Origin of the sequence: Metabacillus idriensis, assembly GCF_050483325.1 — a bacterium.
In the GTDB taxonomy this organism is placed as follows: Bacteria; Bacillota; Bacilli; order Bacillales; family Bacillaceae; genus Bacillus_P; species Bacillus_P idriensis_A.
Genome location: NZ_JBCMYF010000009.1, coordinates 66191 through 91774 on the forward strand (window position 1 = coordinate 66191; position 25584 = coordinate 91774).

Consider the following 25584-nt stretch of genomic DNA (forward strand, 5'->3'; position numbering starts at 1 on the left):
ACCCTCCTAACGGACCGTTTTCCTTAGAAATTCTATGGTTGTTAACATCAAAAATAATCCGAATGCAATACGTTTTTTTGCAAAGAAAAAAAACGTTTTCCAAACAATTGGACAGTGCTGCATGTCGAATTGGTTTAAAGAACGTTTTAAATGCTTGCTTTTTAAAACTTGATTTAATTCGATTATTTTTTTTACTATCGAGTTTGAATTTCCTCTGCTGATAGTATTTAAGCCTAAACCAAGTGTATTTAAGCTGATTCTATTCGTTAATGCGGTTTGAAATTCTCCGCTAAGATCTTTTTCTTGAAGGAAATTCTCCATTTTAGTATAAAGGGTTCCAAACTGCTGTACCAATTTTTGATTATACTTAGATGTAACGGAAGTCTCGTTCACACGCCAGTAATGATATAAAGGCTGATTTAGGAATACAAAAGAATTTGCATGATAGAAAGCTTGAATATTAAACAATGTGTCTTCATTACTTCCTATTTCTTTAAGATCCACAAATTCAAGTTTATTTTGTATAATCAGTTCAGATTTATAAAGCTTCGACCAAACAGTCCCCCAGGCATCTAAATATTCTGGATTAGATACTTCTTTTTCAATCGGACCAATAAGCCTTCTTAGAATTTTCGTTTTTATTTCACCATCCATATATTTACTTTTGTCAACTTCATTAAAATTTTTCTCTTTTGAGTGTGTTCCAAATTCACGAATGTACGAACACATAACAATGTCAGCTTGTTCTTGTTCTGCAGTTAGATATAGGGACTCGTACATTCTTTTGTCAATCCAATCATCCGGATCTACAAATCCTATATATGTTCCCTTTGCCTTTTGCAATCCATCATTGCGTGCTGAAGATACCCCATTGTTTTTTTTGTGTATGACAACAATTTCATTATGTTTTTTAGCGTATTCATCTAAAATTCTTCCGCTTGAATCTGTTGAACCATCATTGATGGCTATAATCTCAAAATCTTTAAATGTCTGAAAAAGGATACTATCCAAGCATCTGGATAAATATTTTTCTACATTATATATAGGCACGATTATACTGATCTTTGGTTTCATCGGTATCCCTCAACATGTATCTGGAGTAGATTTCTGAAAGTTCAAAACTGACACTTGACAAGTCATATTGGTTTATTCTCTTTAAACTCATCAAGCCTAAATTTCGATGTAACATTCTTGAATGTGCGATTTCAGTGATTCTTTTGGAAAACAGCTGAACATCTTGATTGTTTATAAGATACCCATTCACCCCATCCTCCACCAGCTCCCCATGCCCCCGATTCTCAGTAGCAACAACAGGCAGCCCGCAGGCCATAGCCTCCATAATATTGACGGGCAGTCCTTCGCGAAGACTTGATCCTACTGCAACATCGCACATTGGCAAGATGGCATCAATATCTTTCCTGAATCCTAAAAAGTGAATCATTTGTTCGATACCGAGCGTTTTAGCTAGCTGTTTACATTCTTCTAAAAGAGCTCCTTCCCCAGCCAGGAAAAGCTTAGCGTTTGGAAGGTTATCTTTTAATCGTGCCATGGCATTCAACAAGAGCTGCTGATTTTTATTTTTGTTAAACTCTGCAGCGTAGAAAAGAACGTAATCATCATGTGCAATTCCGAATGATTTTCTTCTTTTCGTTTTCTCCGCTTCCGTTATAGGTTTGAACTTTTCAGTGTCTACCCCTACTCCATGAACATGTTCAACTTTTCCTGCAGCGAAGCGGCGTTTCATTGCCAGGAGATAATCTTCTTCATTAATCGTAATCAGACAATCCGTATAAGATGAAAGCCATTTTTCGATAGGATAATATGCAAGCCAATTTTGAATCGGCGCTCCTTTGCAAAAGTGAAAGCCGTGTGCCGTGTAGATAACTTTTGTTCCTTTTTTTCTTGCTTCTCTTGCTGCTAGTCTAGTGAGGACACCTCCGACAGGTGTATGGCAGTGAATAATACTGTAGTTATTTTCATTAATGATGTCTTTTAAACGACTATATGCAACCGAGTTTCTTCTATTAAATGGAGACCTTTGAATGGGCAGGTTGTATTTCTGGTCAACGTATGGAAGTTCAATATTCCCAAGTGCAGCTACATGAACTTCTAAGCCTTGTTCTTTAAACCATTTTAGGATTGGCAGATGAAAGCTTTTAAAGTGGTAATCGACTGTTGCCGTAAAAAGCACTTTGTCAGGCATTTTTATCACCCTGCTCAAACAAAAAACACTCAATTGCACGAGTGTTTTCGTTCATTATTTTTTGGAGAATTCTTTTTCCATTAGGTCTGATAAGTAATGAAGAAGATCGTATTTCAATTCGCTGTGTTTAAGTGCAAATTCAATAGTTGTTTTGATGAAACCGAGTTTTTCACCAACGTCATAGCGGATGCCTTCAAAGTTATATGCATACACGGCTTCAATCTGATTAAGAGCGGCGATGGCATCTGTAAGCTGGATTTCTCCGCCTGCTCCTGGTTTTTGATTGTATAATAGATCAAAGATTTTAGGGCTTAAAATATATCTGCCTAAGATGGCTAATTTTGATGGAGCTTCTTCCATCTTCGGCTTTTCTACTAAATGGTTCACATTGTAAAAACGGTCGCTGATTTTGGAGCCATCAACAATCCCATACCTGGAAACCTCTTCATCCGATACATGCTGCACACCAATTATTGAGGCATTATAGCGTTCGTATTGTTCAATCATCTGTTTAAGACAAGGTTTTTCAGCTGCGACAATATCATCTCCGAGTAAAACAGCAAATGGTTCATTTCCAATGAATTTACGTGCGCACCAGATAGCGTGGCCCAGTCCTTTTGGTTCTTTTTGACGTATATAATGAATATCAACAAGTTTGGAAGACTTTTGGACTTCATTCAGCAGCTCTAGTTTGCCCTTTTCCAATAAGTTTTGTTCAAGCTCAAATGAGTTATCGAAGTGATCTTCAATCGCCCTTTTGCCTTTACCGGTTACTATAATAATATCTTCTATCCCTGATTCTACTGCTTCTTCGACAATGTATTGGATGGTCGGTTTATCTACGATTGGCAGCATTTCTTTCGGCATTGCTTTTGTTGCCGGCAGAAATCTTGTGCCAAGTCCTGCTGCCGGAATAATGGCCTTTTTGACTTTCATAAGTAATCTCCTTTTAGCTAGGTATCGACAATAACTCTTTTAAAGGAACACGATGATTGGCGAGATCTAACAGCTGTTCGCGCAATTCGTTTTTCTCCATTTCCGAAAAAGTAGCAATAATTTGTTGGATTTCTTCTATATAAAGAGTAGCTGTTTTTCCTACGTAAATCTTCGGATACACTTGCTGTTCATGTACTTCGTCATCTTTCAGCAATTCTTCAAACAGCTTTTCTCCAGGCCTCATGCCCGTGACTTCAATACCAATGTCATCGATTGAATGACCTGACATTTTGATGAGATTTTTAGCAAGATCCATAATTTTTACAGGTTCACCCATATCAAGAACAAAGATTTCTCCGCCGCGTGCGAGAGCTCCTGCCTGCAAGACAAGCCTTGAAGCTTCTGGAATGGTCATAAAATAACGGACCATATCTGGATGTGTGATCGTAACTGGACCGCCTTTTTCTATTTGCTTCTTAAAAAGAGGTATAACGCTGCCTCTGCTTCCTAAAACATTTCCAAAGCGGACGGCTACAAACTTTGTCTTACTAATTTGGTCAAAGTGCTGAACCATCATTTCAGCAAGTTTTTTGGTTGCACCCATTACACTTGTTGGATTTACAGCTTTATCTGTAGAAACCATGACAAAAACTTCAACGCCCGCCCATCTTGCAGCACTTGCAGCATTGCGTGTTCCTATAATGTTATTTTTAACAGCTTCTTCAGGATTCCGTTCCATGAGCGGAACATGTTTATGGGCGGCTGCATGATACACAATATAGGGTTGATGCCTGCCCATGACCTCAAACATCTTTTTCTCATCCTGAAGATCCGCAATTTCTGTGACAAGTTCAATCTGATGTTTTTCTGCTTCTGCCTTCAGCTCCATTTCAATGGAATAGATGCTGTTTTCTCCATGACCCAAGAGCACCAGTTTGCTTGGTTTAAAAGTTGTAATCTGCCTGCAGATTTCAGAGCCGATTGATCCGCCAGCTCCTGTCACGAGGACGACTTTTCCTGAAATGTTCTCTGAAATGCTCTCCAGGTCGAGTTCAACCGGCTTGCGCCCTAAAAGATCTTCCACCCGAACTTCGCGAATTTGATTCACTGACACTTTACCGGTAATTAAGTCTTCAAGCATAGGAATGATTTGTGTTTTTGCTTTTGTTTTTAAGCATTCATTGAAGATTTTCTGAAGTCCTTTTTTGCTTAGAGAAGGTATAGCGATGATAATATTTTCAATTTCAAGCTCTAAAACTTTCTCTTCAATAGTACTAACACCTCCGATAACCGGAATGCCAAGAATGTCCAGTTTCTGCTTGTGGACGTTATCATCAATAAAAGCTACTGGATACATATCGGTATCAGCGCTCTTTTTTAGCTGCCTGGCGACCATGGTTCCTGCTGAACCTGCACCAATTATTAATGTTCTTTTCTTGCTGCTTGATTTGCTTATATATGTATCACGAACCACTCTCCAGCAAAAACGTGATCCGCCTATTAAAAGCATATGAATCATCCATGTCACAGCCAGCAGTCTGAAATGAATTTCTGCTTCAATCAGCTGCTGCATTACAGCGGTAGCTGCGATTGAGTATGTTATAGCTTTAAAGATAATAAGCAATTCGCCAATGCTCGCATATTGCCAAGCCTTGTTATAGAGCTTATAAATGAAGGAAAAAATATGATGACTGATTAACAAGGTTAAAGAGCTGATAATTAATGGAATTGTAAGGACATGGAGATCTGCCTCTAGAAGAAAACGGCTGAAGAAGATGGCGGATAGAACAATAATCGAATCAATTAGAATTAATAATGACAGCCTTCGATGGTACGTCATCAGTTCAGCCTCCTGCGCATTCTTTTTTTCTTTCAGTCCCTTTGGAAAGAAGCAGAGATCTTTTATAAATAGAAACATCGATGAGGTTTTTTATTTCATTCAGCTGTTCTAAGCTTGCCTCCTGCTTAATATAGCGGACTATTTTTTTTAATGATTTTGGATGTCGATCAAATGAATTCATACTTGGCACTCCTTTTTAGTTATTGAATATAACTTTTACCTTTATATTCTTATAAAAAACATAAAGGTAAAATTTATATTAATCGGGGCATTTAACCCCTCCTCACACCACACCACTGACGACTCGCGTCTAAGGCTTTGAGGCCCACAGCATGGTCGAGTGCCTCCATTGATAGTGGATAGGAGACATCACCAGATATTCTTAATCAAGAACAAATCGAGCAATTTTTTTATTTATATTCATTAAGCACAATGCCAAGCAGCGAGGCTTTTGCAGCTGACAGAATTTTGTTTGCCTCAAACGCTTCTTCTTTATCTGTCTTGCCGTTATTAACGACCAGCACAACTCCATCACATTCATTTGCAAGGATTTTCGTATCAACTACGTCAAGAACGGGCGGACAGTCAAACAAGATCAAATCGTATTGATCAAGGAGTTTGGCCATTAAATCTTTCATTGCTTGAGATGCTATGATCTCTGAAGGATTATGCGGAATCGATCCGCTTGTTAATATAGCCAGCCTGCCAATTTCTGTTTGATGAATCGCTTCACTTAATACGGCATTTCCAATTAAAACATTTGTAAGACCAACATTATTTTCAAGCTTAAAGGCGTTATGTATAGTAGGTTTTCTTAGATCACCGTCAATCAGCAGGACTTTTTCACCTTGCAGGGCAAAGGATACGGCAAGATTAGTGACGGTGGTAGACTTCCCTTCCCCATATCCTGGAGAGGTAATGAGAAGTGTGCGATACTTTTGATCAATAGATGCAAATTGCAGATTTGTAAGAATCGTGCGGTACTGATCTGAGATCATGCTGTTTGGATTAAAATAAGCGATTAAGCTTTTTTTTCTCGTTGGAACAGTGTTAAATGGATTTTGAACCAAAGGTTTCACTCCTTAAAGTCTGTTTCTTTTTTACATTTCCTTTTGTTGTATTCCGCTTCGACATCTTTGAAACAGATCCCAGAATCGGTGCATCAAAAATATCTTCCACTTCTCTCTTAGTGCGGATACTGTCATCAAGTGAATCCAGCAGGAAGACAAGGCCGACGCCTATGATGATTCCTGCGATCACTCCCATCAAAATGTATCTGGAATGATTTTCATTAATAGGGTAAAAGTTTGGCTTGGCTTTAGCTAATATCTCCATGCCGTCAATGACAATAAATCCAGGAATTTCATCTCTGAAAATTTCAGCGGTTGTATTAGCGATTTCAGCTGCCAGTACTGGATCTGAGTCTATCACTGAAATATTAATAACTTGAGAGCTTCCTATTGTCTCAGCGTTAATCTGGCCGCTGAGAGCTTCCCCTGAACGGTTCAATTTCAGTTTTGCAGCCACTTTTTCAAGTACAGCTGGATCCTTAATGATTACGTTCAGTGTGTTGATTGTTTCAGCTGTCGTATTGATTGTGATGCGTGTAGAGGTCGCGTATAAAGGGTTTGTATAAAAGTAGCTGTAAAATCCAGCTAAAAAAGTTGTAAACAGCGTAATCACTGCAATTATCCAAAATCGCCTTTTAATAACTGTGAAAATTTCTTTAAGATCGATTTCCTTTTCTTTTCCGGAAATCAGAGGTTCATCGTGAAAATTAGGATTTTTCATGGGTTCCACCTTTCAAGGGAAGTTCTTCATAAAGAACATTTAAACTAAAAAAAGAGAGAGTTGATTCCCTAATATGTTTTTAATTTTAGTTCTTTATAAAGAACGTGTCAAGCAGATAGTTCCATATTATTATGAATTTCTTTAAAATATTCTATAAATCTATATTTTCATTTCTGCTATTAAGGACAATTCTCTTGTTTTCAGAAAATCAAGCTGTTCTTAATGTATGATATTTTACCTAATTATAAAAACTGTCAAAATTCTTTGTTTTTTCGTTAAAAAGAACAAAAATCTCTTAATTACTTCCGAATACTCGTTTAATCGTACAATTTTGATATTTTATAAAGAACAATATGTTCCTTATAATGAAAGAGAAAGTTACTATTTTATCAGAATTGGCTGATTAAGGAGATACGAAATGGTTGGTGATCGCTTAAGGGAGTTAAGACAGGAAAAGGGCTATTCAATTAGCGAGCTTGCTGATTTAGCTGGAGTGTCAAAATCTTATTTAAGTTATATCGAACGCAATATTCAAAAAAATCCATCTTTGCAGTTTCTGCAGAAAATTTCAATGACTCTTGAAGTTGATTTAGAGTATCTAGTAGGTTATGACAAGGAGTATGCTAATGATAACATTGATATGGAATGGCGGGAATTATTGAATAAAGCAATAGAAGATGGACTTAGTAAAGAAGAATTTAAAGATTTTCAGGAATATGCGAAATACAATAAGTGGAAACACGGCAGAAAACAAATCTCTGAATTTATCATTGATGATAAGACACCTGGTTCTAAGTGAAAACGTGTTTTCATGTACAATAAAGAAGACCTCTCATCCTTGGGATAAGAGGCTTATTTATTATACCTTTCTAAACACAACATCCCCTTTAACAACCTCTCCCCCGTCCTGATTCACAGCCCTTACATGGAACTTTGCAGATTTGTCATTCATCGCATAAAGATCTGCCTGCAGTGTAATCACATCGCCAAGGAAGACCATTCCCTTAAAACGGATGGAATAGTCTTCTATATAGCCCTCTTCATAGAATGGGGAGAAGAGTTTTGACAGGCTGCCCATCGTCCACATCCCATGTGCGATGATGCCCGGAAGGCCTGCTTTTTCTGCTTCTTCATCGATGGTGTGAATCGGATTATAGTCGCCTGAAGCTCCTGAGTACTTGATGAGGTCGAGCCTTGAGACAGACGGAAGTGTGAAATCCATTAAGTGCTCGCCAAGCTGAATGTCAGCGATTTTCATACACTCATCACCTTTCTGACTGCTTCCGTAATAATCACGACTTGTTTCATTGTGAATAGGAGTTCTCCGTCTTTTGTTTCTCCCGTTCTCTCAATCGTCAGCATGCCCATGTTTCCCCCGCTCCCTGTTCTCTCCCTATAGTTCACAAGTTTGGAAGAGCAATAGACAGTATCCCCAACTAACAGAGGTTTTTCATAGTGAAAAGACTGTTCACCATGAATCAGGCCTTTGGACGGGAGATTCAGTCCCTCAATTGTGCCGTAGTCTAAAATAACGGGAAATGTTGGCGGTGCCAGATTCCGCTCGTATCTTGAAAGTAACCCTGCCTGTTCGTCGATAAAAAGAGGATTTGGATCTCCTATGGCTTCAGCAAATCTCCTGACTGCTCCAAGTTCAATGGAATTTTTCACCCTTTCGGAAGCGCTTCTAATTAAGTGTTTAAACATGAATCCCTCCTCCTTTTTAGATGAATTGACCGATTTTGACATTTCCTTTTAATAGATTGCGGGAAAGGATTAAGCGCTGAATTTCATCTGTTCCGTCATAAATTCTCCAGAGGCGGGCCTCGCGATACCAGCGTTCAATCGGGAGTTCTCTTGTATAGCCCATACCGCCGTGGATTTGTAGCACGCGGTCGACAACACGGTTCCCCATATTAGAGCCGTATAATTTTGCCATCGATGCCAAGTGACGGTTGTCTTCGCCTTGATCAAGCGTGAACGCAGCATTCAGAACGAGCCATTTAGCAGCTTCAATTTCGGTTGCTGAGTCTGCAATTTGCCATTGAATGGCTTGACGGTCTGCAATAGGTCTTCCGAATGTCTCCCGTTCTTTTGAGTAATCGATGGCCATCTGCAGCAGGCGTTCTGCAGCTCCGACAGCGGTTGCTCCTACAATCCATCTGGCAAAGCCAATCCATTCAAGGCCAAGTTTATAGCCCCCGTGCAATTCGCCGAGTATGTTTTCTTCAGGCACGCGGACACCATCGAAAAATAAGCTTGCCGGTCCCCATTCGCCCATTGTATGAATATACTCCGAAGTCCAGCCCATATCGCGGTCAACGATGAAACATGTGACGCCGTCGCGGCCTGTTGCCCGGTGTTTTTCTTTATCTGTTATCGCAATAACCATAACGAAATCGGCTTCGTTACCGCCGGTAATAAATGTTTTTTCACCGTTTAGCACCCATTCATTTCCGTCTTTTACGGCTGTCATCTGGATGTTTCTTGTATCAGATCCTGCTGCCGGTTCAGTCATCGCAAAACACGATTTTTTGTCGCCGTTAATTGTTGGAATTAAATACTTTTCTTTTTGGTCTTCATTCGCATAATAGAGAATGTTGTCTGCAGATCCCCCAAAGCGGAACGGAACGAACGTTTTAGAGACCTCCATCTGTACGATGGCAAGCATCATCTGGCCAATATCAGCACCGCCGTATTCCTCCGGCGTATTAATGCCCCAGAAGCCGGACTGCTTTGCCTTTTGCTGAAGCTCGTGCATTTTTTCTTTTGATAAACTTGGCTTTCCTTCTAATTCATTTCTTAGAACAGTATTTTCAAGAGGCATTAATTCATTTTCAACAAATTTACGAATTGTTTTTTGAACCATTCTCTGCTCATCAGTTAATCGCAAATGCATAACATTCACTCCATCCTATTAAAATACTAACCAGTCGGTATGTTACTAGTGTATTTTGAAATTTCAGAAAAAACAAGCTTTAATTTTGAAAAATCACATGTTTTTATAGATGTGTTTTTGCAATTTCATTCTAATGTCATCGGGGATAGGTTCTGATTTTTTTAAAGGTACATTGTAATTCACGTAAATGACGGTCCCTTTTGCACATAATTCTCCGTCCTGATGAATTTCTTCGTAAAGCTCCAGACTTGAATTTCCGATTTTTTTCACCCAGGAATACACTTCCACATTTTTGCCGTAATAAATTTGACTGAGAAAATCGACATTCATGTTTAAAATAATCATTTTCCAGTCTTTAAAAGACCGGTCGGGATTAAATAAAGCAAACAGCTGATTTCTTCCTGCTTCAAACCAGACTGGAATTGTAGTGTTGTTGATATGACCTACGCCATCTGTTTCAGAAACACGCGGTTCAATCGTTGTATGGAACATGATTCAACACTCCTTCTGCCTTTAACGCTCCATGTAAGGCTGCATAGTAGACTTGTTTGACATCTTGGAGCTGAAATGACTTTGGACTTCTAGCCAGCAGCCGAGTTTGCTTGATGCCGCCTGCAGCTAATTTTTCAAGATCATCTTCAGTAATGCCATAAGCTTGGAGGTTGTTAGGCAGACCGACATCTTCCATCAGATTTCTAATTTCCAAAACGACTGACTGAGCAATCTCACGGTCACTATTCCCGTTTCTTTGAATACCGAGCGCTGAAGCAAGAATCGTCATTTTATGTAAGCAGGACGGCCAAATATAGTCAAGGACATATGGCAGCAGAACAGCGTTTGACTCACCATGCGAAATTTTAAACAACCCTCCGAGCGGATAAGCCAAAGCATGTACCCCGGCTACTCCTGCATTAAAGAAGCTCAGTCCGGCTAGCATACTTCCCCATGACATGCTCCTGCGCGCTTCGCGGTCTCCGCCCTGCCAGACTGCTGTGCGGATACTTGAGGCAATTTTCTCAACTGCTTCTAAAGCAAGAGTGTCAGTGAGTACCGTAGCATTAATCGATAAATAAGATTCAATGGCATGTGTGAGTGCATCAATCCCGCTCGCAGCTGTTACTCTAGGCGGGAGAGAATAGGTTAACTCGGGATCTATGATGACAGCATCTGCAAGCAAATAATCATGAGTGATGACATCTTTTGTTTCTTCCAATGAAAAGACGGCGATATCTGTCATTTCTGCACCGGTGCCTGAAGTAGTCGGTATCATGATTTTAGGAAGCCCCTGCTCTGTCAGTTTTTTTGATCCGGATAAATTTAAATAATCCTCAACTGACCCCTCATTTTTTGCAAGAACCGCTGCTGCTTTTGCAATATCCAGACAGCTGCCTCCGCCGATTCCTATGACAAGATCAGCTCCTGATTTCCTTAGAGCATTAACTGCACCATCACCAATAGAAACTTGAGGTTCAGGATGAATATCTGTATAGCGTTCAACTTGAATTCGATTTTCGTCAAGCGTTTGTTCAATTGAAGAAAGAACACCGAGCTTGATTAAAATCGGATCGGCAAAAAGAAAGATTTTAGCAGCTTGATATTCTTTTATAAGATGAAGCAAGTTTTGCACAGAACCTTCACCCGTAACGATTTTTTTAGGCGATCTGAAAGTTTTCACAGCGCTTCCTCCCTTTTATCAGAACAAAAAGTTTGAATGACACGGCCATTTTCCACTCGTTCAGAATAATTCCCAGAAGTATAATCTTTAATGACCTTTCTCCAAAAGCTTTGTGCAGGTTTATTCTTTTCAAGCTGTACGACTTCCCACTTTCCGCTATGCAGCCCGAAAAGACGGTGGGCAATTTGTTTGCCGAGTCCCGACCGGCGGAATTTTTTCATAATGAAAAATTCAGCTATCGAAAAATATCCTTCAGAAGCATCGTACCTTATTAGGGCAAAACCGGCATTCTCTTCCTTTACTTTGATCAGATAAGGAAACCGCCCTTCTTCGTTCCAGTAGTTTTCGAAGTAAGGATAATCGTTGAATCTTCCTTGAGCATTGACACCAGCACCGTTGTATTCTGTGAAATCGTAAAAGTAATATTGCAGCAAATTTTCAATAATGTCCCTATCATAATTTCTTGCGGGCTTTAAACTGCAGTCCATTCTTTTCACCCTTTTCATTTGTTTTAAAGGGTACTAATTCGAGAAAAAAATTCATGTTCCTTCTTTTATGAAAAGGAGATCTGCGTCAAGAAGTGCTTAACTGTTTTTTCCGATTTCAGCCTCGCTGCTACATAAGGAGGCAGAATTCTGTTTGCTCCCTCAAATGGCTGTCCGAGCCATAACATTTGATCATCGATGATAACAAATGGGAATGGCAGATTTTCTTCTATCCATCTGCATGGTATTTCTGGCTTTTTTTCAGAAATGATTGTAAGGGCATGCTGGAAGGTTTTCAGTACATCTGTCAAATCCTTTTGAAGTCTGATCGACTTCGGCAGGGAAAGAATAATCCTATGCTTGGCAGAATGAATGTCTTCCAATAAAGGTTCCTGTTTTAGTGCATGCATCCATTTTAAGTTTGGGTGATGATGCTGAATCCATTTCCCTATTTGCTGATGACTGACAGCCTGATGATGGTTCACCTGATGGTCCACAAGCTGCCTGAGCGCTTTGCTGCGGTAGACATTTTGACGGATAAAGTCTGAATTGCTGACGTGTATGAATTTTCCTTTAGTCCTTGTAATGGCTACGTTAATAAGCCTCACACTGTCCTTGCCGGCAGTCAGCAGTCCAGCGCGCTTCTCGGGAAAACTGTCAACACTGTCAAAAATCATCACATCCCGCTCGCTGCCCTGAAATTTATGCACGGTTGCAGCAAGTATGTCGGCATTCAGGAGTTCTTCTTCATATAAATCTCCTAAAAGCTGCTGCATTAGAGATGCCTGTGCCCTGTACGGAGTCACATATCCGATTGATCTTACTCCCGACAGATAGGCTTCGTGAATGGTTTGAAACGAGAGCAGCAGCTGCCACAAATTAAACTTGGAATGGGAGATCCTCTCTTTTATACAATGTTCGCCTGTATGACTTGCATCAAGCAGAATGGAAGCTCTGCCTGGAAAAGGTGCGTTTAAAACGAGCTGATTTCTGCTTTTTTTGACACTTTTATGGTCGCCTACCTGATTTTGATAGACATATTCGTTGGTAAATGCAGAGATTTCCGGATGCATTCTCCGCTGTTCTTTCAATAAAAGCATGTGGGGATGTAATTCTTGTTTAACCTCAGCAGCACCTGAGCGGATGAAAATGTCCTCTTTCAGCCATTTTTCAACAAGTTCGTTCCGGGAAGACGCTATTGGCGGCAGCTGTTTAAAGTCTCCGCACAAAATTACCCTTCTGCCAAGCGATGCTGCAAATGCTGCCTGAGGCACATAGGCCATGCTTGTTTCATCGACAATCACAACGTCAAATTCGTCTTCGTATATGTTTGAATCGCTTGCTGCTTTTGCAAGAGTTGTTCCTACAATAAATGCTTCTTTTACAAAATCGGATTCCTGCTTGCGTATTTTCTCGAGGACCCTGCTGATTTTAGTTTCAAGCTCAAGCAGCTGATTAGAATCGCGCTTGCTGAATGAATCTGATAAGTCTTTTTTTATAAGTTTCCGTTCATCTAGAAGCTGCTGTCTGTCCTTTGACAGCACAGGATCTTTCTGCATGAGAAGTTCACTTGTTGTTAAAGGTACAGGAAATGCTGTTTCTCCGCTCCCAGTCCCATAGCGAAGAAGCTCACCTTCTTTAAATCTCTCCTTTTTGTGAATAAAAATGGCGAGTTCTTTCATTAATACATCCACAGCGCTGTTGCTGTGTGACAAAATCAGCACCCGTTTTCCTTTAAAATAATGATTGGCTGCTGTTCTTGCAAGCGTGTAAGTTTTCCCAGTGCCTGGGGGTCCCCAGACGAAAGTGACCGGATTGGATTTAGACCTTGAATACAATTCATGGACTGAGCTTTTTCCATCTGCTGCAGGATGCTTCGGAGACATCGAGGGATCCATCAGCTTTTTAATTCTGGCCCGCTTGATCTTGCTTTTTTTTATGTCATCGAGCCTTGCAATGAGTTCCTCAAGCAGTTCCCACGGATCGTGGAAAAGAAAGGCCTCATGGATGAGGTCTCCGAACGATCTCTCAAATGAGAGTATGATGCTTTTCCCTTCTGAAGACAGGACTCTTCCATTATGCTTTACGCCGTCCCATTCTAACTTGATGGATGCTCCAACAGGGATTTTCAGAAAGCCGCTGCTTTCAAAATAGTAAGTATAAGCATCCCCTGTTGATAATAGATGTCCATTTGCAACACGGTATTTTGTGCTACCATATTTTTTTAAATAGCTGATTTCAATTTGGATGGCCTGCTGCCATTCTTTAAGATATTTCTTTGTTGTCATCATGTTAATCTGCTCCGTTCAATGAAAGAGGCAAGCCCGTGTAGCCATGAGCCTGCCTTTCTGAACTTTTAACTATACAATATTTTCAACTCTGCGTCATGTTAATTAAACCACCGCTGAGTCACCACTTTTTTCCTCGTATAAAATTCGACACCGTCCTTGCCGTTTGCGTGAAGGTCGCCGTAAAAAGAATTTTTCCAGCCTGAGAATGGAAAGAACGCCATCGGAGCAGGAACATTAACGTTGACTCCAAGCATGCCTGCTTCAATTTTTTCACGAAATTCACGGACTGCTTTTCCGCTTGCTGTATAAAGAACGGCTCCATTGGCAAAATCAGATTCATTTGTCAATTCAATGGCATCCTGCAAATTTTTCACACGAACAACACTTAAAACAGGTGCGAAAATTTCATCCTTCCAGATGGTCATTTCTTTTGTGACATTGTCAAAAATAGTAGCCCCGACATAATATCCTTTTTCATGTTTCCGAGCATCGATTCTGCCGTCTTTAACAAGCTTTGCTTTTTCTTTTTCACCAAGATCAATATAATTCAGGACTTTATCAAGATGAGAACTTCTGATTACCGGGCCAAGAAACACTCCTTCATCAAGTCCGTTGCCCATTGAAATGGAGTTAGCTGATTGAACAAGTTTTTCAACAAATTCATCAGCAATTTCATCAACCACAGCGACTACAGAACATGCCATGCATCTCTCGCCTGCACTGCCAAAAGCAGCACCAATAATCCCTGTGACCGCTTTTTCAATATCACAGTCAGACAGCACGATGGAATGATTTTTCGCACCGGCAAGGGCCTGTACTCTCTTTCCGTGTGATGCTGCTGTTTTATAAATATATTCAGCAACAGGCTGAGACCCTACAAATGAAATAGCTTTGATGCCTTTATGTTCAAGCAGACCGTTCACGACATCGTGCGCTCCATTCACGATATTGAGCACACCGGCAGGAAGTCCTGCTTCTGTAAAGAGCTCTGCCAATCTGGACGCTAAAATAGGCGTACGCTCTGATGGCTTTAGAACAAACGTATTCCCGCACGCGATTGCCAGCGGAAACATCCAGCACGGCACCATCATTGGAAAGTTAAACGGGGTGATTCCGCCGACAACTCCTACAGGATAGCGGTACATAGCCGACTCAATGTCTGTCGCAATATCCGGCAGGACAGATCCCATCATTAACGTTGGGGCTCCTGCGGCAAATTCTACACATTCAATTCCCCGCTGCACCTCACCGCGTGCTTCTTCTAAACTTTTGCCGTTTTCCGCTGTGATCAGGGAAGCGAGTTCTTCGGCGTTTTTAATCAGAAGCTGCTGATAGCTGAACAGAATTCTTGCCCGTTTTGGCACAGGTGTTTTGCTCCAGGATTCAAATGCTTCTTTAGCCGAAGCAACCGCTGCATCTACGTCTTCTTTTCCAGAAATCGCAACCTTCGCAAGTGTTTCTCCTGTTGCAGGGTTTGGCACTTCATCAAATTTGCCGGATTTTGCAGGCACCCATTCTCCATTTAGATAATTTTCAATTGTTTTCATCATTTTTCCCCTCCCGCTGTTTGTTTGTCAGTGTGATATGAATAGGTAAAAGAATATCTGTAAAGCTCTGCTATCTCATCCTGTGACGGCACTCTCGGATTATGACCGGGGCTGCCGCTTTCGATGGCATCTGCCGCCATTTTCGGAATGGCCATCTCGAACGCTTGCGGATCAATTCCCCATCCTTTTAAATTTGGGATATTTAAATCCCTGCAAAGTGCTTTTATTTCATCAATCGCAAGCTGTGCTGCTTCACTGTCTGACATTTTTTCTTTTGAAAAAATCCGGCCAACATCTGCAAGCCTGCTTGTACAATGATCCTTGCTGAATTCAAGAACGGCAGGCAGCAGCATGGCGTTTGAGATACCATGCGGCACGTGAAACAGGGCGCCGATCGGACGTGACATGCCGTGAACAAGACAAACAGAGGCATTGGAGAAGGCCATGCCTCCTTGAAGAGACCCTAAAGACATCGCTTCTCTTGCTTCACTGTTTGAGCCGTTAGCAAATACATGCCTGATGTTTGGCAGGATATGATTCATGGAAGATAAAGCAAGCATATCAGTCATTGGCTGCGCTTTCCTTGAAAGGTATGCTTCGAGTGCATGGCTGAGAGCATCTATTCCTGTTGCGGCTGTTATTTCTTTTGGCGATGAATAGGATAAAACAGGATCTACGATTGCAGCGGAGGGCATGAATGCCGGCTGCTTAATCATCATTTTCACATCATTTTCCGTGTTAGTTATGATGGTTACATCTGTTGCTTCAGATCCTGTACCTGCTGTTGTCGGGATTGCAATAAGAGGCAAAGGGGGATTTGCTGCGATTTTTTTGCCACCCATATAATCTCCAATGTATCCGCCGTTTGCTGCAAGAACCGCAACTGCCTTTGCCGTATCAATACAGCTCCCTCCTCCAAGAGCGATGACAACGTCGCATTTATCTGATTGCAGCTGATATAGTGCTTCCTGTACGTAGATATCCGTCGGTTCAGAGGCTACGCCAAGGTAAATGCTGCTTTTGCCGCCGCACTCTGTTATTAACTGCTGCGCCTTTCCTACATAGCCAAGATCCATCATCACGCGATCACTGATAATGAGTGCGTTCTTGCCATATTGAGCCGTAACGGATCCCAGTTTTTGAAAAGAGTGATTTCCATAAAAACACGTTTTCGGACTTCTAAAGACAGCGAATGAATTCAATCTGAACTTCCTCCCTTTTTGTAAAACGCTTACATTTTTTTTGCCCGTGGAAGAGTATCCTCATGTTTAACTACTTCAACCAATTTTCTTAAATGGGCAGGACTTGAAAAAATGAGTAATGAGCAAGCGCTCGGAAAACGTGCACGCTTCAGCGAGCTTCGTAATTGGAAATGCAGAAGTATTGGATGCAATACTTGCAGTTGAACGTATCATCGGTTCAGCAATTGAAAGAATTGGTGCTTAAACACCATGGCATCTATAATCAGATCTGCGTCATGCACAGTTTCAAATAGGCCTTTTGAAAACGAGAGAATTGCAAGCGTTTCTTTTTGTTCCACGCTGTTTATGTATGATTCTTTTTTCCTCATCTCTAAAATCTGAATGATCATTCGCTCAGCCTTCATTAATAGTCTTCTCATAAATACCTGTCATTGCACCAGCAAACACCTGGGCTATGCCATGCCATCGTTCCAGAACCAATAACAGCAACTTTTTTATCAAACTAAGCCTCCTCCTTATTTCTGAATTATCTATATATTCTATCATTATAGACTAGTTTCAGGATCATTGTCAGGTAATAAGTGATATAGCTCAGATAACACCGTAAAAGAATGAAGTTCTGGCGATAAAAAGAAAAGCACTGCTTCTAAACCTAAGCAGCGCTTATCAAAATCAAGCATAAACCCCAACAAAAAACTCTTCATAAAGTGCCTGAACGGCTTTTTTCTCCTGTGCTTCTTTTACGCCGAACATCATGCTGACCTCTGATGATCCCTGATTGATCATTTCAATATTGACGCGCGCCTCTGCCAAAGCTTTAGAAGCACGTGCTGCGGTGCCGATATTATGCCGCATGCCTTCCCCTACCATCATAATCAGTGACAGATTATGTTCAACTGTCACCTCATCGGGCTTCAGGTCTGTGCGGATTCTCTCTAAAATAAGCTTCTCAGTCTCGGGATTCATTTGTTTTTGTCTTAAAATAATGCTCAGATCATCAATTCCAGATGGACTGTGCTCATAAGTTAACCCGAAATCCTCTAATATAGAAAGCAATTTTCGTCCGAAGCCGATTTCTTTGTTCATTAAATATTTATTCACATATATACTGCAAAAATCATCATCGCTTGCAATGCCGATTACAGGGCCATTCGTATTTTTCCGTTCGTTCACAATTCTTGTGCCTGCCGCTTCAGGGTTATTTGTATTTTTAATATGAACTGGAATGCCCGCCTCAAATGCAGGTATCAGCGCTTCATCGTGAAAAACTGAGAATCCCGCATAGGAAAGCTCACGCATTTCGCGGTATGTAAGCTCGCGGATTTCTTTTGGATTTGAAACAACATTCGGATTAACGGAATAAACGGCATCCACATCCGTGAAATTTTCGTAAAGATCTGCTTCGATGCCATTTGCAAGAATAGATCCGGTAATGTCTGAGCCGCTCCTCGAAAACGTTACAACTTCGGAAGCTTCATTGTATCCGAAGAATCCCGGAAAAATAAGAATGCCGGAACGTTTCCTGAGAGCTTTGAGGTTTTCGTACGATTTTTTCAGAACCAGTGCTGTTCCGGCATTTTCCTCTACAAGAAGACCTGCTTCTTTAGGATTTATATAAGAGGCTTCAATGCCTCTGCTCTTAAAATATTCAGCAATCAGCTTTGCATTATTGTCTTCTCCGCTTGCTTTTATTGCATCTATGTAACGGGCTTGCCGAGTTTTATCTGCACTAAGCAGCTGAATCAGATTCTTTTTAATCTTGGAAACGATTTCAGCTGGCAATTTCAGTTCTTCTGCCACTTGACTATATCTGTCAATAACTGCTGACAAATATTCTGGGGCCTCTTCCCCGCGCAGTGTTCTTTCGCCAAGTTCAATTAATAAATCTGTCACTTTGCGGTCTTCCGGATACCGTTTGCCTGGAGCTGATACGACTACCACTTTGCGATCAGGATCTGAAGTTACGATATCAAACACTTTCTTAACCTGATCACCTGATGCTAACGAACTGCCTCCAAATTTCACCACTTTCATGCGAACATCCCCTAATGTTTAAATTTTCAGGTAAATTTTAAAATCTATTTTACTCCTTTTACATGAACATTCAAGGGTTTCTTCACCAAAAGGCTTTTTTATTTGAATTTTTCGATTTCAGGCCTCATATTTTGTGGTAAAATACATTTCGTCTATCTAAATATTCAGTTAGGAAAGGACTCTTAAAATGGAAAATGCAGCTTCTTTAAAAAAACCACTATCAAAACCGTCTCAGACAATGTACAACATCCTTTTCATCATAGGTTTATGTCATTTATTAAATGATTCGATTCAATCTGTGATTCCTGCGATGTTTCCGATTCTTGAAAAAACGATGGGTCTTACGTTTACACAACTTGGTTTCATTGCCTTTACGCTGAATATGGTGTCATCTGTCCTTCAGCCTGTAGTCGGCTGGTATACGGATAAAAGACCGATGCCCTACGCTCTACCAATCGGGCTTACGAGCAGCTTGGCAGGGATTGTGGGTCTCGCGTTCGCACCTTCTTTTTCATTCATTTTACTGAGTGTCTTTTTCATCGGACTCGGTTCAGCGGTCTTTCATCCTGAAGGATCAAGAGTTGCCTATTTAGCTGCCGGAGAAAGACGGGGCCTTGCGCAGTCCATTTATCAAGTTGGCGGAAATACTGGTTCATCCTCTGCTCCGCTGATTACAGCGCTTATTCTTGTTCCATTCGGACAGTTTGGGGCGATTTGGTTCACGATTGCGGCAGCGCTCGCTGTCATGTTCCTTATCTATATAGCAAACTGGTACACTCTGAAACTTTCAGCTATTCGTAGAGAGGAAAAGAAAAACGGCAAAATAAAAAAAGAAGTCAAGCTGACAAAAGCCATTTACTCTGCTTTGGCAGTGATCGTCTTTCTTATTTTTGCCAGGTCATGGTATGGAAGCGCCATATCAAACTTTTATACGTTTTATGTGATTGAGAAATATCAACTAAGTATTGCCCAGTCACAAGTGTACATCTTCATTTTCCTTGTTATGGGGGCTCTTGGAACCTTTGCTGGCGGTCCGCTTTCAGACCGGTTCGGGAAACGCACGATTATTCTTTATTCATTGCTTGCCACAGCCCCATTTGCCCTTATTCTGCCGTTCGCGGGTCCCATTGCAGCATATCCGCTCATTGCAGCAATCGGCTTTATATTAAGTTCAAGCTTTTCGGTCACAGTAGTGTATGCCCAAGAGCTTATTCCCGGAAAGATTGGAACAATGTCTGGTTTGACAGTCGGCCTAGCTTTTGGAATGGGGGCAATTGGTTCTGTTGCTTTAGGCTCATTCATTGATGCTTTTGGATTAACAGCTGTTATGACAGGCATCGCTTTGCTGCCCATTTTGGGGACCCTTGCTTATCTCCTGCCTGCAGATCAGACTTTAAAAGAATGGCAGCAATAACCGACAGTATTTGGCGTTTTTTAAGAGGTTTTTTTCATTAATTTGTCGCATATTGAATGATTTAACAGATTTGTAATCTAATAGACCCCTTTTTTATGGTATAACTTAAATACAAGAGAGGGGTTGTTTTATGAGATTTTCAATGCGTATGATTACCGCGCTTTCTGTCGGTTTTGTTGCTCTATCAAGCTATAACACTGCCTTAGCCCAAACGAATCAGGACACCTTGCATAAAGCTGAGAAGCAGCTTGACCAAAATCAGGAAGTGCTGAAGCTTAAAGAAAAACAAAAGCAGGCAGTACATACCGCAGTTCAGAAAATGGAAAACGAACTTCAGAACATGGAAGCTCTTGTAGCAAAAAATGAACAAGAATATGCTTCCATTCAAGCAGAGATAAAAAAGACGAAGCAATTAATCGAGGAAAAGAAAATAGAAATTGTGGCGCTTCAGGACAAAGTGCTAAGCCGCGAAGAAATCATGTCTGCAAGGCTTGCTGCTCTTCAGGAGAATGATCACGCTGATATTGTCATTCATACTTTAGTTAATGCGGAAAGTTTTTCTAACTTTTTTGAGAGAATCGGAGCTGTTGCTACTCTATTAAATGCAGATAATGACATCCTTGAACAGCAGCAGGCTGATTTAAGGAAAATTGAAGAAGATAAAAAAGAGATCGACAGACAAGAGGTTCTGCTGACTGAACAGCAGCAAACACTTGCAGCAAGCGCCGCAAGTCTTGAGGAAGCAATGCTGAACAGACAAAAGAAAATGACTTCGCTTCAAGCTGAATATCAAAAGATTTCATCAGAAGTGACGCTTGCTGAACAGGAAAAGTCAGCCATCCAGGCGCAAATGAAATCAATCGAAGCAAACATAAAAAAAGAACAGGAAGCTGCAAAAGCACGGGCTGCAAGTATTGCTGCCGCAAAAAAGAAAGAGCAGGCTGCCCTCCTCGCTGAAGCTAACGCTCGTGCTGAAGCAAATAAAGCTAAGGAAGCAGCAAAGGCTAAAGCTGCAGCTGCGGAAAAGCAAGCAGTAAAAGCTGCAGCTGCTGCACCGGCCAAACCAGTTTCTGCAGAAAAACCGGCTGCTAAAGAACCGCCAAAAGCAGAAAAAGATGAAAGCAACATCTTCTATGTAACAGCTACAGCATACAGTCATGAAGATACAGCCAGTGACTTTACGGCCATTGGCATAAATATAAAAGAAAATGCCAATATGAAATTAATTGCGGTTGATCCAACTATCATTCCGCTTGGCAAAAAGGTCTGGGTTGAAGGATATGGAGTTGCGATAGCCGGTGATACTGGCGGCGCAATCAAAAATCATAAAATCGATGTTTTGATGCCTACTAGTGCAGAAGCAAGAAAATGGGGCCGCAAAACGGTAAAAGTGGAAGTATTAGATTAATGAATTAAACAGAGGCTTATGAACTGCACCTCTAAAGGTTAGACACATGATCTAACCTTTAGAGGTGCATTTTTACGGTTCAAAAAAAAGTACCATCTGTTAAACGATGTTTAAAAGAACTGAAGGACTTAAACTATGTACATTAAATAAAAAAGCTTATCTTATCATTTTAAGATAAGCTCCCTTTTACTAAGATCCGTTTTCCAACATGAACCTTCTAATTGATTTATTTTTTGACAATGCGAGGATTCCTGCTGAAAGAAAAAGAACTGCTCCAGGAATATCCATCAAAACGTAAGATAACAGACCAACAAGCATAAACCATATTGGCATTTTTGTTTCCAATTGATCGTCCTCAAGCTTTGACATCATATATAAGTGAATAATACCCAGCATGACAAACAGCAGCCCGAATGAAACAGCAAACATATACATACTGCCGAATACCGACTGAATAGCTTCCATTTTTGCAAAAGAGGTTTCGCTGACAATGAGTCCTTTCTTTTTTATGGCTGATGCATAAAAGAGAATCGTGATGATTCCGGTAAATATTTGCCAAATAGCACCGATTAAGACAAGTCTCCTTTCCCACTTTCTGCTCACGGTTATGAACTCCTTTTCAGATAAATTTTTTCAAGATCAAAGATAAAACTAACCTTTGACACCTGAAGACAATGACAGTGACTCCACAAAGTATTTTTGTGTAAACAAATACAGGATAAAGGTTGGTATAATGGCAATTAAAGCAGCTGTCAGAGCATGGGCAATGTCTAATTGATACATTCCCTGAATAAGTTGCAGGCCAGGAGTAATTGGCATCTTTTCAACATCATTAAAAACAATGGACGGCCACAAAAAGTCATTCCAGGCTCCTGTAAACGTAAACAAAGCAACAACTGTTAAAACAGGTCTGAGCAAAGGAAGGATGATTTTCATAAAAATCTGGAAATCTGATGCCCCATCCACTCTGGCTGATTCATCAAATTCCTTAGGAATCCCGTTTAAAAATTGCCGGACTAAGAAGATATTAAAGACACCTGCAGCACCCGGCACTATTGCTGCAAGATAACTGTTCACCCATCCAAGTGAATCAATGATCTTATAAAGCGGAATCAAATTTACAACACTCGGAAACATCATCGTCGCCATCAAAAAGAGAAACAGGGTGTTTCTTCCTCTGAATTTTAATCTCGAGTAACCAAATGCAGCCAATGAAACAACTATTACTACCAGAATGGTTTGCGATGCGGAAATGATAAGAGAATTCATGAACCATTTGGCAAGAGGTGCGCTTGTATTATTGAAGAGCACATCCTGATAGTTGGTCATGACCCAGTTGATTGGAAGAATAGTGAAGCCATTTGCTTGAAGATCTGCTTCATATTTAAAAGAAGTTAAAAATGTGTACACTAACGGAACAATCCAGATAAATGCCATCATTACTAAAAAGAGAAACGAAATCAGCTTTGCGGTTCGATTTTCCATCATAAAACCACCTCCTAGTCACGCTGTCTTAAAAAGAAGAATTGAATGGCTGAAACAATCATGATACAAACTCCCAGTACAACAGCCATGGCAGATGCAATACCGGCAATGGATTGTCCGGATCCAAATGCATTCTGCTGAATATACATTAAAAGAACCGTTGTCGAACTGTCAGGTCCTCCTTTAGTCAGCATCAGCGGCTGACCATAAACATTAAATTGAGCAATGGTTGTGATAACGATCGTATACATAAGCTGGCCCTTTATACTTGGAAGCGTAATCCGGAAAAAACGCTGTACACTGCCTGCGCCATCAATGGATGCAGCCTCAAAATATTCTTTAGGAATGCCGCCGAGAGCTGCCTGATAAATAATCATGTTTGCTCCTATACACCACCAGACTGTCACAATGGCAAGAGCAGCCCAGGCATATGGCTGTACAGAAACCCAGTTTGTATCAAGCTGAAAGTAATGATTGATAGGTCCGAACGTAACATGAAAAAGCATGGCCCATATGATCATCACAGCAGAAACTGAAAAGAGAGTAGGAACGTAAAACAATGCCTGAAAAAACCCCATACCTTTTGGCTTTGCATGTAAACCAGCAGCCAATAGGAGAGGAACAATGATGCATGCGGGAACTGTAAATAATACAAACTGAAAGGTATTTCCGAGCCCGTTGTACAGCTGAGTGTAAAAAGTAGACTCTTTATTGAATAGGATTTCCCGGTAATTGGCCAAGCCGACAAATTCAGGGTCATTTATTAAATCCCAGCTTGTAAAAGAAATATATATGCCGAAAAGCGTTGGCAACAAAAAGAAAATAAGAAACAAAATCAGGTGTGGTCCTATATAAATTAGCGGAGACAGATTAAGCTTCCCTTTCGGAACTTGGATCTCCTTTGATGCCGGTGTCATATTCATTTGCTGTTTAATTGCTGGATGATTCATATCGCAAGTCTCCTATTCTTTATTATTCGAATAGAGAGAGACGATTATAAAAGGGCCAACTAAATCGAACCCTTTTATAATAAACAGCCTCTTTTTTCTCTTTATTTTTCTATTAAGTTAGTTTTTATTTTGTTTGATCTTGTCCTCAACAGATTTTTGCGCCTTCTTTAAAGCAGATTCAATTTCAACTTTTCCAAAAATTGCATCTCCAGCGATCTTATCGATTTCATCGACTGCAAATCCATTATATTGATAATCAAAAATCTTAAGTGTTGCCTGCTGTTTTTCATCTTTAACCAAAAATGACTGGGGCAAATCCAAATACTTTGGATCTTCTAAAGTTTCAAGCGCTGCCGGATTTTGCCCCGCCTCTGCCCATGGAAGAGAATTTTGTCTTATATAATCAAGAAAAGCCATGACTCCTTTTGTTTTCTCTTCATTGCGGTCTTTGCTCTTCAGCATGACAAACTGATGGGAAGAACTCCAGTTTACAATTTTATCAGTTGATACCTGCGGAAAATTCGTCATTCCCCATTCGAGGGACTTTACTTCATTTAAACCATTTTGCATCCAGATTCCTTCCGGGTAAAACAACTGCTTTCCAGATTTAAATAACTGACCAGGATCCTCTCCGTCTTTATTAGTCAGTTTGTCATCAACAAGTGATTTTAGGAGTTCCAATGCCTCTGCTGCTTCAGGTGTATCGAGAGTCGGCTTTTCCCCGTCACTAGTAATATCTCCTCCAAGCTGATGATAGAGTGATAGAAACATGGGCCTCGTCCATGTAATTCCAACTGCGCGAATATTATCCTTTTTAGCTTTTTCACCTGCAGCTTTTATTTCATCGAACGTCACGACATTATCTTCTAATACACCTGGGGCATATTTATCAACTAATTTCTTGTTGTAATACATGACAAAACTATGGACGTCCAGCGGAAGACTATATCGATTTCCATCAATGTTCCCTATATCCCAGCCGGATTTTACATAGTTTTCTTCATTGATTTCCGAAAAGTTTTCCAAGACATCATCAAAAGGTGTGAGCATGCCGTTTGCTGCAAAATTTTTCATTCTCTCTGCATGGACAATTGTCAGGTCAGGAATGTTTTTTCCTGAATTAACAACAGTTGGAATCTTTGTGTACATATCCTGTTCTTTCAGTGAAACATTTTTCACCTTAAATTCAGGGTTTGTCTTGTTGTACGCATCAATGATTTGCTGCATATTCTTCCCATCCGGGCCTGTAAAAGGATTCCAAAACACAAGTTCTTTGCTGTTTGAACCAGAAGTGCTGCTTGAACTGCAGCCTATAAGTGAAAAAATAAGACTTATTACTACCGCAAAAAGAAACATTGATTTCATTCTGATTTTCATAGTAATCCCCCTATTATTGGATTTCTCCCTGACTTGCCCAAAAGCAATAT

The 25584-nt window shown here is 40.5% G+C and carries 26 protein-coding genes; 3 read left to right on the forward strand and 23 right to left on the reverse strand.

Annotated features, from left to right (window positions below; all coding sequences use genetic code 11):
- Positions 1 to 6 precede the first annotated feature (6 nt).
- From ABEQ24_RS06705 to ABEQ24_RS06735, 7 genes are all read right to left on the reverse strand, one after another.
- On the reverse strand, positions 7 to 1074 hold the full coding sequence (locus ABEQ24_RS06705; RefSeq protein ID WP_430006051.1) for a glycosyltransferase: 1068 nt from the start codon (positions 1072 to 1074) through the stop codon (positions 7 to 9).
- Positions 1037 to 2203: a glycosyltransferase family 4 protein gene (locus ABEQ24_RS06710; protein ID WP_430006052.1), complete on the reverse strand. Its 1167-nt coding sequence runs from the start codon at positions 2201 to 2203 to the stop codon at positions 1037 to 1039. The genes ABEQ24_RS06705 and ABEQ24_RS06710 overlap by 38 nt, the downstream gene beginning before the upstream one ends.
- Positions 2204 to 2257: 54 nt before the next feature.
- Positions 2258 to 3139, reverse strand: coding sequence for a UTP--glucose-1-phosphate uridylyltransferase GalU (galU, locus tag ABEQ24_RS06715; protein WP_430006053.1), 882 nt, complete (start codon positions 3137 to 3139; stop codon positions 2258 to 2260).
- Positions 3140 to 3152: 13 nt separating this feature from the next.
- A complete protein-coding gene (locus tag ABEQ24_RS06720) occupies positions 3153 to 4979 on the reverse strand; it encodes a polysaccharide biosynthesis protein (RefSeq protein WP_430006054.1) in 1827 nt (608 codons plus the stop codon).
- 4 nt (positions 4980 to 4983) lie between these two features.
- On the reverse strand, positions 4984 to 5160 hold the full coding sequence (locus tag ABEQ24_RS06725) for a hypothetical protein (RefSeq protein ID WP_430006055.1): 177 nt from the start codon (positions 5158 to 5160) through the stop codon (positions 4984 to 4986).
- A gap of 229 nt (positions 5161 to 5389) precedes the next feature.
- A complete protein-coding gene (locus ABEQ24_RS06730) occupies positions 5390 to 6058 on the reverse strand; it encodes a CpsD/CapB family tyrosine-protein kinase (protein ID WP_430006056.1) in 669 nt (222 codons plus the stop codon).
- On the reverse strand, positions 6030 to 6770 hold the full coding sequence (locus tag ABEQ24_RS06735) for a YveK family protein (protein WP_430006057.1): 741 nt from the start codon (positions 6768 to 6770) through the stop codon (positions 6030 to 6032). The genes ABEQ24_RS06730 and ABEQ24_RS06735 overlap by 29 nt, the downstream gene beginning before the upstream one ends.
- A gap of 418 nt (positions 6771 to 7188) precedes the next feature.
- On the opposite strand from ABEQ24_RS06735, the gene ABEQ24_RS06740 reads away from it, so the two are divergent.
- The gene (locus ABEQ24_RS06740; protein WP_430006058.1) at positions 7189 to 7569 is read left to right on the forward strand and encodes a helix-turn-helix domain-containing protein; all 381 of its coding nucleotides are present in this window, start codon (positions 7189 to 7191) and stop codon (positions 7567 to 7569) included.
- Between the two features lie 60 nt (positions 7570 to 7629).
- Here the strand turns inward: ABEQ24_RS06740 and ABEQ24_RS06745 are convergent, their stop codons facing one another.
- From ABEQ24_RS06745 to ABEQ24_RS06800, 12 genes are all read right to left on the reverse strand, one after another.
- On the reverse strand, positions 7630 to 8028 hold the full coding sequence (locus ABEQ24_RS06745; RefSeq protein ID WP_430006059.1) for a MaoC/PaaZ C-terminal domain-containing protein: 399 nt from the start codon (positions 8026 to 8028) through the stop codon (positions 7630 to 7632).
- The gene (locus tag ABEQ24_RS06750; protein WP_430006060.1) at positions 8025 to 8474 is read right to left on the reverse strand and encodes a MaoC family dehydratase N-terminal domain-containing protein; all 450 of its coding nucleotides are present in this window, start codon (positions 8472 to 8474) and stop codon (positions 8025 to 8027) included. The genes ABEQ24_RS06745 and ABEQ24_RS06750 overlap by 4 nt, the downstream gene beginning before the upstream one ends.
- A gap of 16 nt (positions 8475 to 8490) precedes the next feature.
- Positions 8491 to 9666 (reverse strand): acyl-CoA dehydrogenase family protein, encoded by a 1176-nt coding sequence (locus ABEQ24_RS06755; RefSeq protein WP_430006061.1) that lies wholly within the window; start codon positions 9664 to 9666, stop codon positions 8491 to 8493.
- Positions 9667 to 9759: 93 nt separating this feature from the next.
- A complete protein-coding gene (locus ABEQ24_RS06760) occupies positions 9760 to 10158 on the reverse strand; it encodes an acyl-CoA thioesterase (RefSeq protein ID WP_430006062.1) in 399 nt (132 codons plus the stop codon).
- Entirely contained in the window at positions 10139 to 11341 is a 1203-nt protein-coding gene (locus ABEQ24_RS06765) for an iron-containing alcohol dehydrogenase (protein ID WP_430006063.1), read from the reverse strand. The genes ABEQ24_RS06760 and ABEQ24_RS06765 overlap by 20 nt, the downstream gene beginning before the upstream one ends.
- The gene (locus ABEQ24_RS06770) at positions 11338 to 11829 is read right to left on the reverse strand and encodes a GNAT family N-acetyltransferase (RefSeq protein ID WP_430006064.1); all 492 of its coding nucleotides are present in this window, start codon (positions 11827 to 11829) and stop codon (positions 11338 to 11340) included. The genes ABEQ24_RS06765 and ABEQ24_RS06770 overlap by 4 nt, the downstream gene beginning before the upstream one ends.
- A gap of 65 nt (positions 11830 to 11894) precedes the next feature.
- Positions 11895 to 14117, reverse strand: coding sequence for an AAA domain-containing protein (locus ABEQ24_RS06775; RefSeq protein WP_430006065.1), 2223 nt, complete (start codon positions 14115 to 14117; stop codon positions 11895 to 11897).
- A 98-nt stretch (positions 14118 to 14215) separates the two neighbouring features.
- Positions 14216 to 15667, reverse strand: coding sequence for a CoA-acylating methylmalonate-semialdehyde dehydrogenase (locus ABEQ24_RS06780; RefSeq protein WP_430006066.1), 1452 nt, complete (start codon positions 15665 to 15667; stop codon positions 14216 to 14218).
- Positions 15664 to 16866, reverse strand: coding sequence for an iron-containing alcohol dehydrogenase (locus ABEQ24_RS06785; protein WP_430006067.1), 1203 nt, complete (start codon positions 16864 to 16866; stop codon positions 15664 to 15666). The genes ABEQ24_RS06780 and ABEQ24_RS06785 overlap by 4 nt, the downstream gene beginning before the upstream one ends.
- Before the next feature lie 75 nt (positions 16867 to 16941).
- Positions 16942 to 17079 (reverse strand): 3-hydroxyacyl-CoA dehydrogenase NAD-binding domain-containing protein, encoded by a 138-nt coding sequence (locus ABEQ24_RS06790; protein WP_430006068.1) that lies wholly within the window; start codon positions 17077 to 17079, stop codon positions 16942 to 16944.
- Positions 17076 to 17255 (reverse strand): hypothetical protein, encoded by a 180-nt coding sequence (locus ABEQ24_RS06795; protein ID WP_430006069.1) that lies wholly within the window; start codon positions 17253 to 17255, stop codon positions 17076 to 17078. Before ABEQ24_RS06795 ends, ABEQ24_RS06790 begins: the two co-directional genes overlap by 4 nt.
- Positions 17256 to 17538: 283 nt before the next feature.
- Complete coding sequence (locus ABEQ24_RS06800; RefSeq protein ID WP_430006070.1) at positions 17539 to 18900, reverse strand: aspartate kinase; 1362 nt, start codon at positions 18898 to 18900, stop codon at positions 17539 to 17541.
- A 187-nt stretch (positions 18901 to 19087) separates the two neighbouring features.
- Here ABEQ24_RS06800 and ABEQ24_RS06805 point away from each other — a divergent pair, with 187 nt between their 5' ends.
- Both ABEQ24_RS06805 and ABEQ24_RS06810 read left to right on the forward strand, forming a co-directional pair.
- Entirely contained in the window at positions 19088 to 20314 is a 1227-nt protein-coding gene (locus tag ABEQ24_RS06805) for an MFS transporter (protein WP_430006071.1), read from the forward strand.
- A 130-nt stretch (positions 20315 to 20444) separates the two neighbouring features.
- Positions 20445 to 21722 carry a 3D domain-containing protein gene (locus ABEQ24_RS06810; RefSeq protein WP_430006072.1) on the forward strand — a complete coding sequence of 426 codons (1278 nt, stop codon included), beginning with the start codon at positions 20445 to 20447 and terminating at the stop codon, positions 21720 to 21722.
- Between the two features lie 189 nt (positions 21723 to 21911).
- Here the strand turns inward: ABEQ24_RS06810 and ABEQ24_RS06815 are convergent, their stop codons facing one another.
- The 4 genes from ABEQ24_RS06815 to ABEQ24_RS06830 form a co-directional block, all read right to left on the reverse strand.
- Positions 21912 to 22325 (reverse strand): hypothetical protein, encoded by a 414-nt coding sequence (locus tag ABEQ24_RS06815; protein WP_430006073.1) that lies wholly within the window; start codon positions 22323 to 22325, stop codon positions 21912 to 21914.
- 48 nt (positions 22326 to 22373) lie between these two features.
- Positions 22374 to 23210 carry a carbohydrate ABC transporter permease gene (locus ABEQ24_RS06820; protein WP_430006074.1) on the reverse strand — a complete coding sequence of 279 codons (837 nt, stop codon included), beginning with the start codon at positions 23208 to 23210 and terminating at the stop codon, positions 22374 to 22376.
- 11 nt (positions 23211 to 23221) lie between these two features.
- Positions 23222 to 24124: a carbohydrate ABC transporter permease gene (locus ABEQ24_RS06825; protein WP_430006128.1), complete on the reverse strand. Its 903-nt coding sequence runs from the start codon at positions 24122 to 24124 to the stop codon at positions 23222 to 23224.
- A gap of 150 nt (positions 24125 to 24274) precedes the next feature.
- Positions 24275 to 25534 (reverse strand): extracellular solute-binding protein, encoded by a 1260-nt coding sequence (locus tag ABEQ24_RS06830; protein WP_430006075.1) that lies wholly within the window; start codon positions 25532 to 25534, stop codon positions 24275 to 24277.
- Positions 25535 to 25584 lie beyond the last annotated feature (50 nt).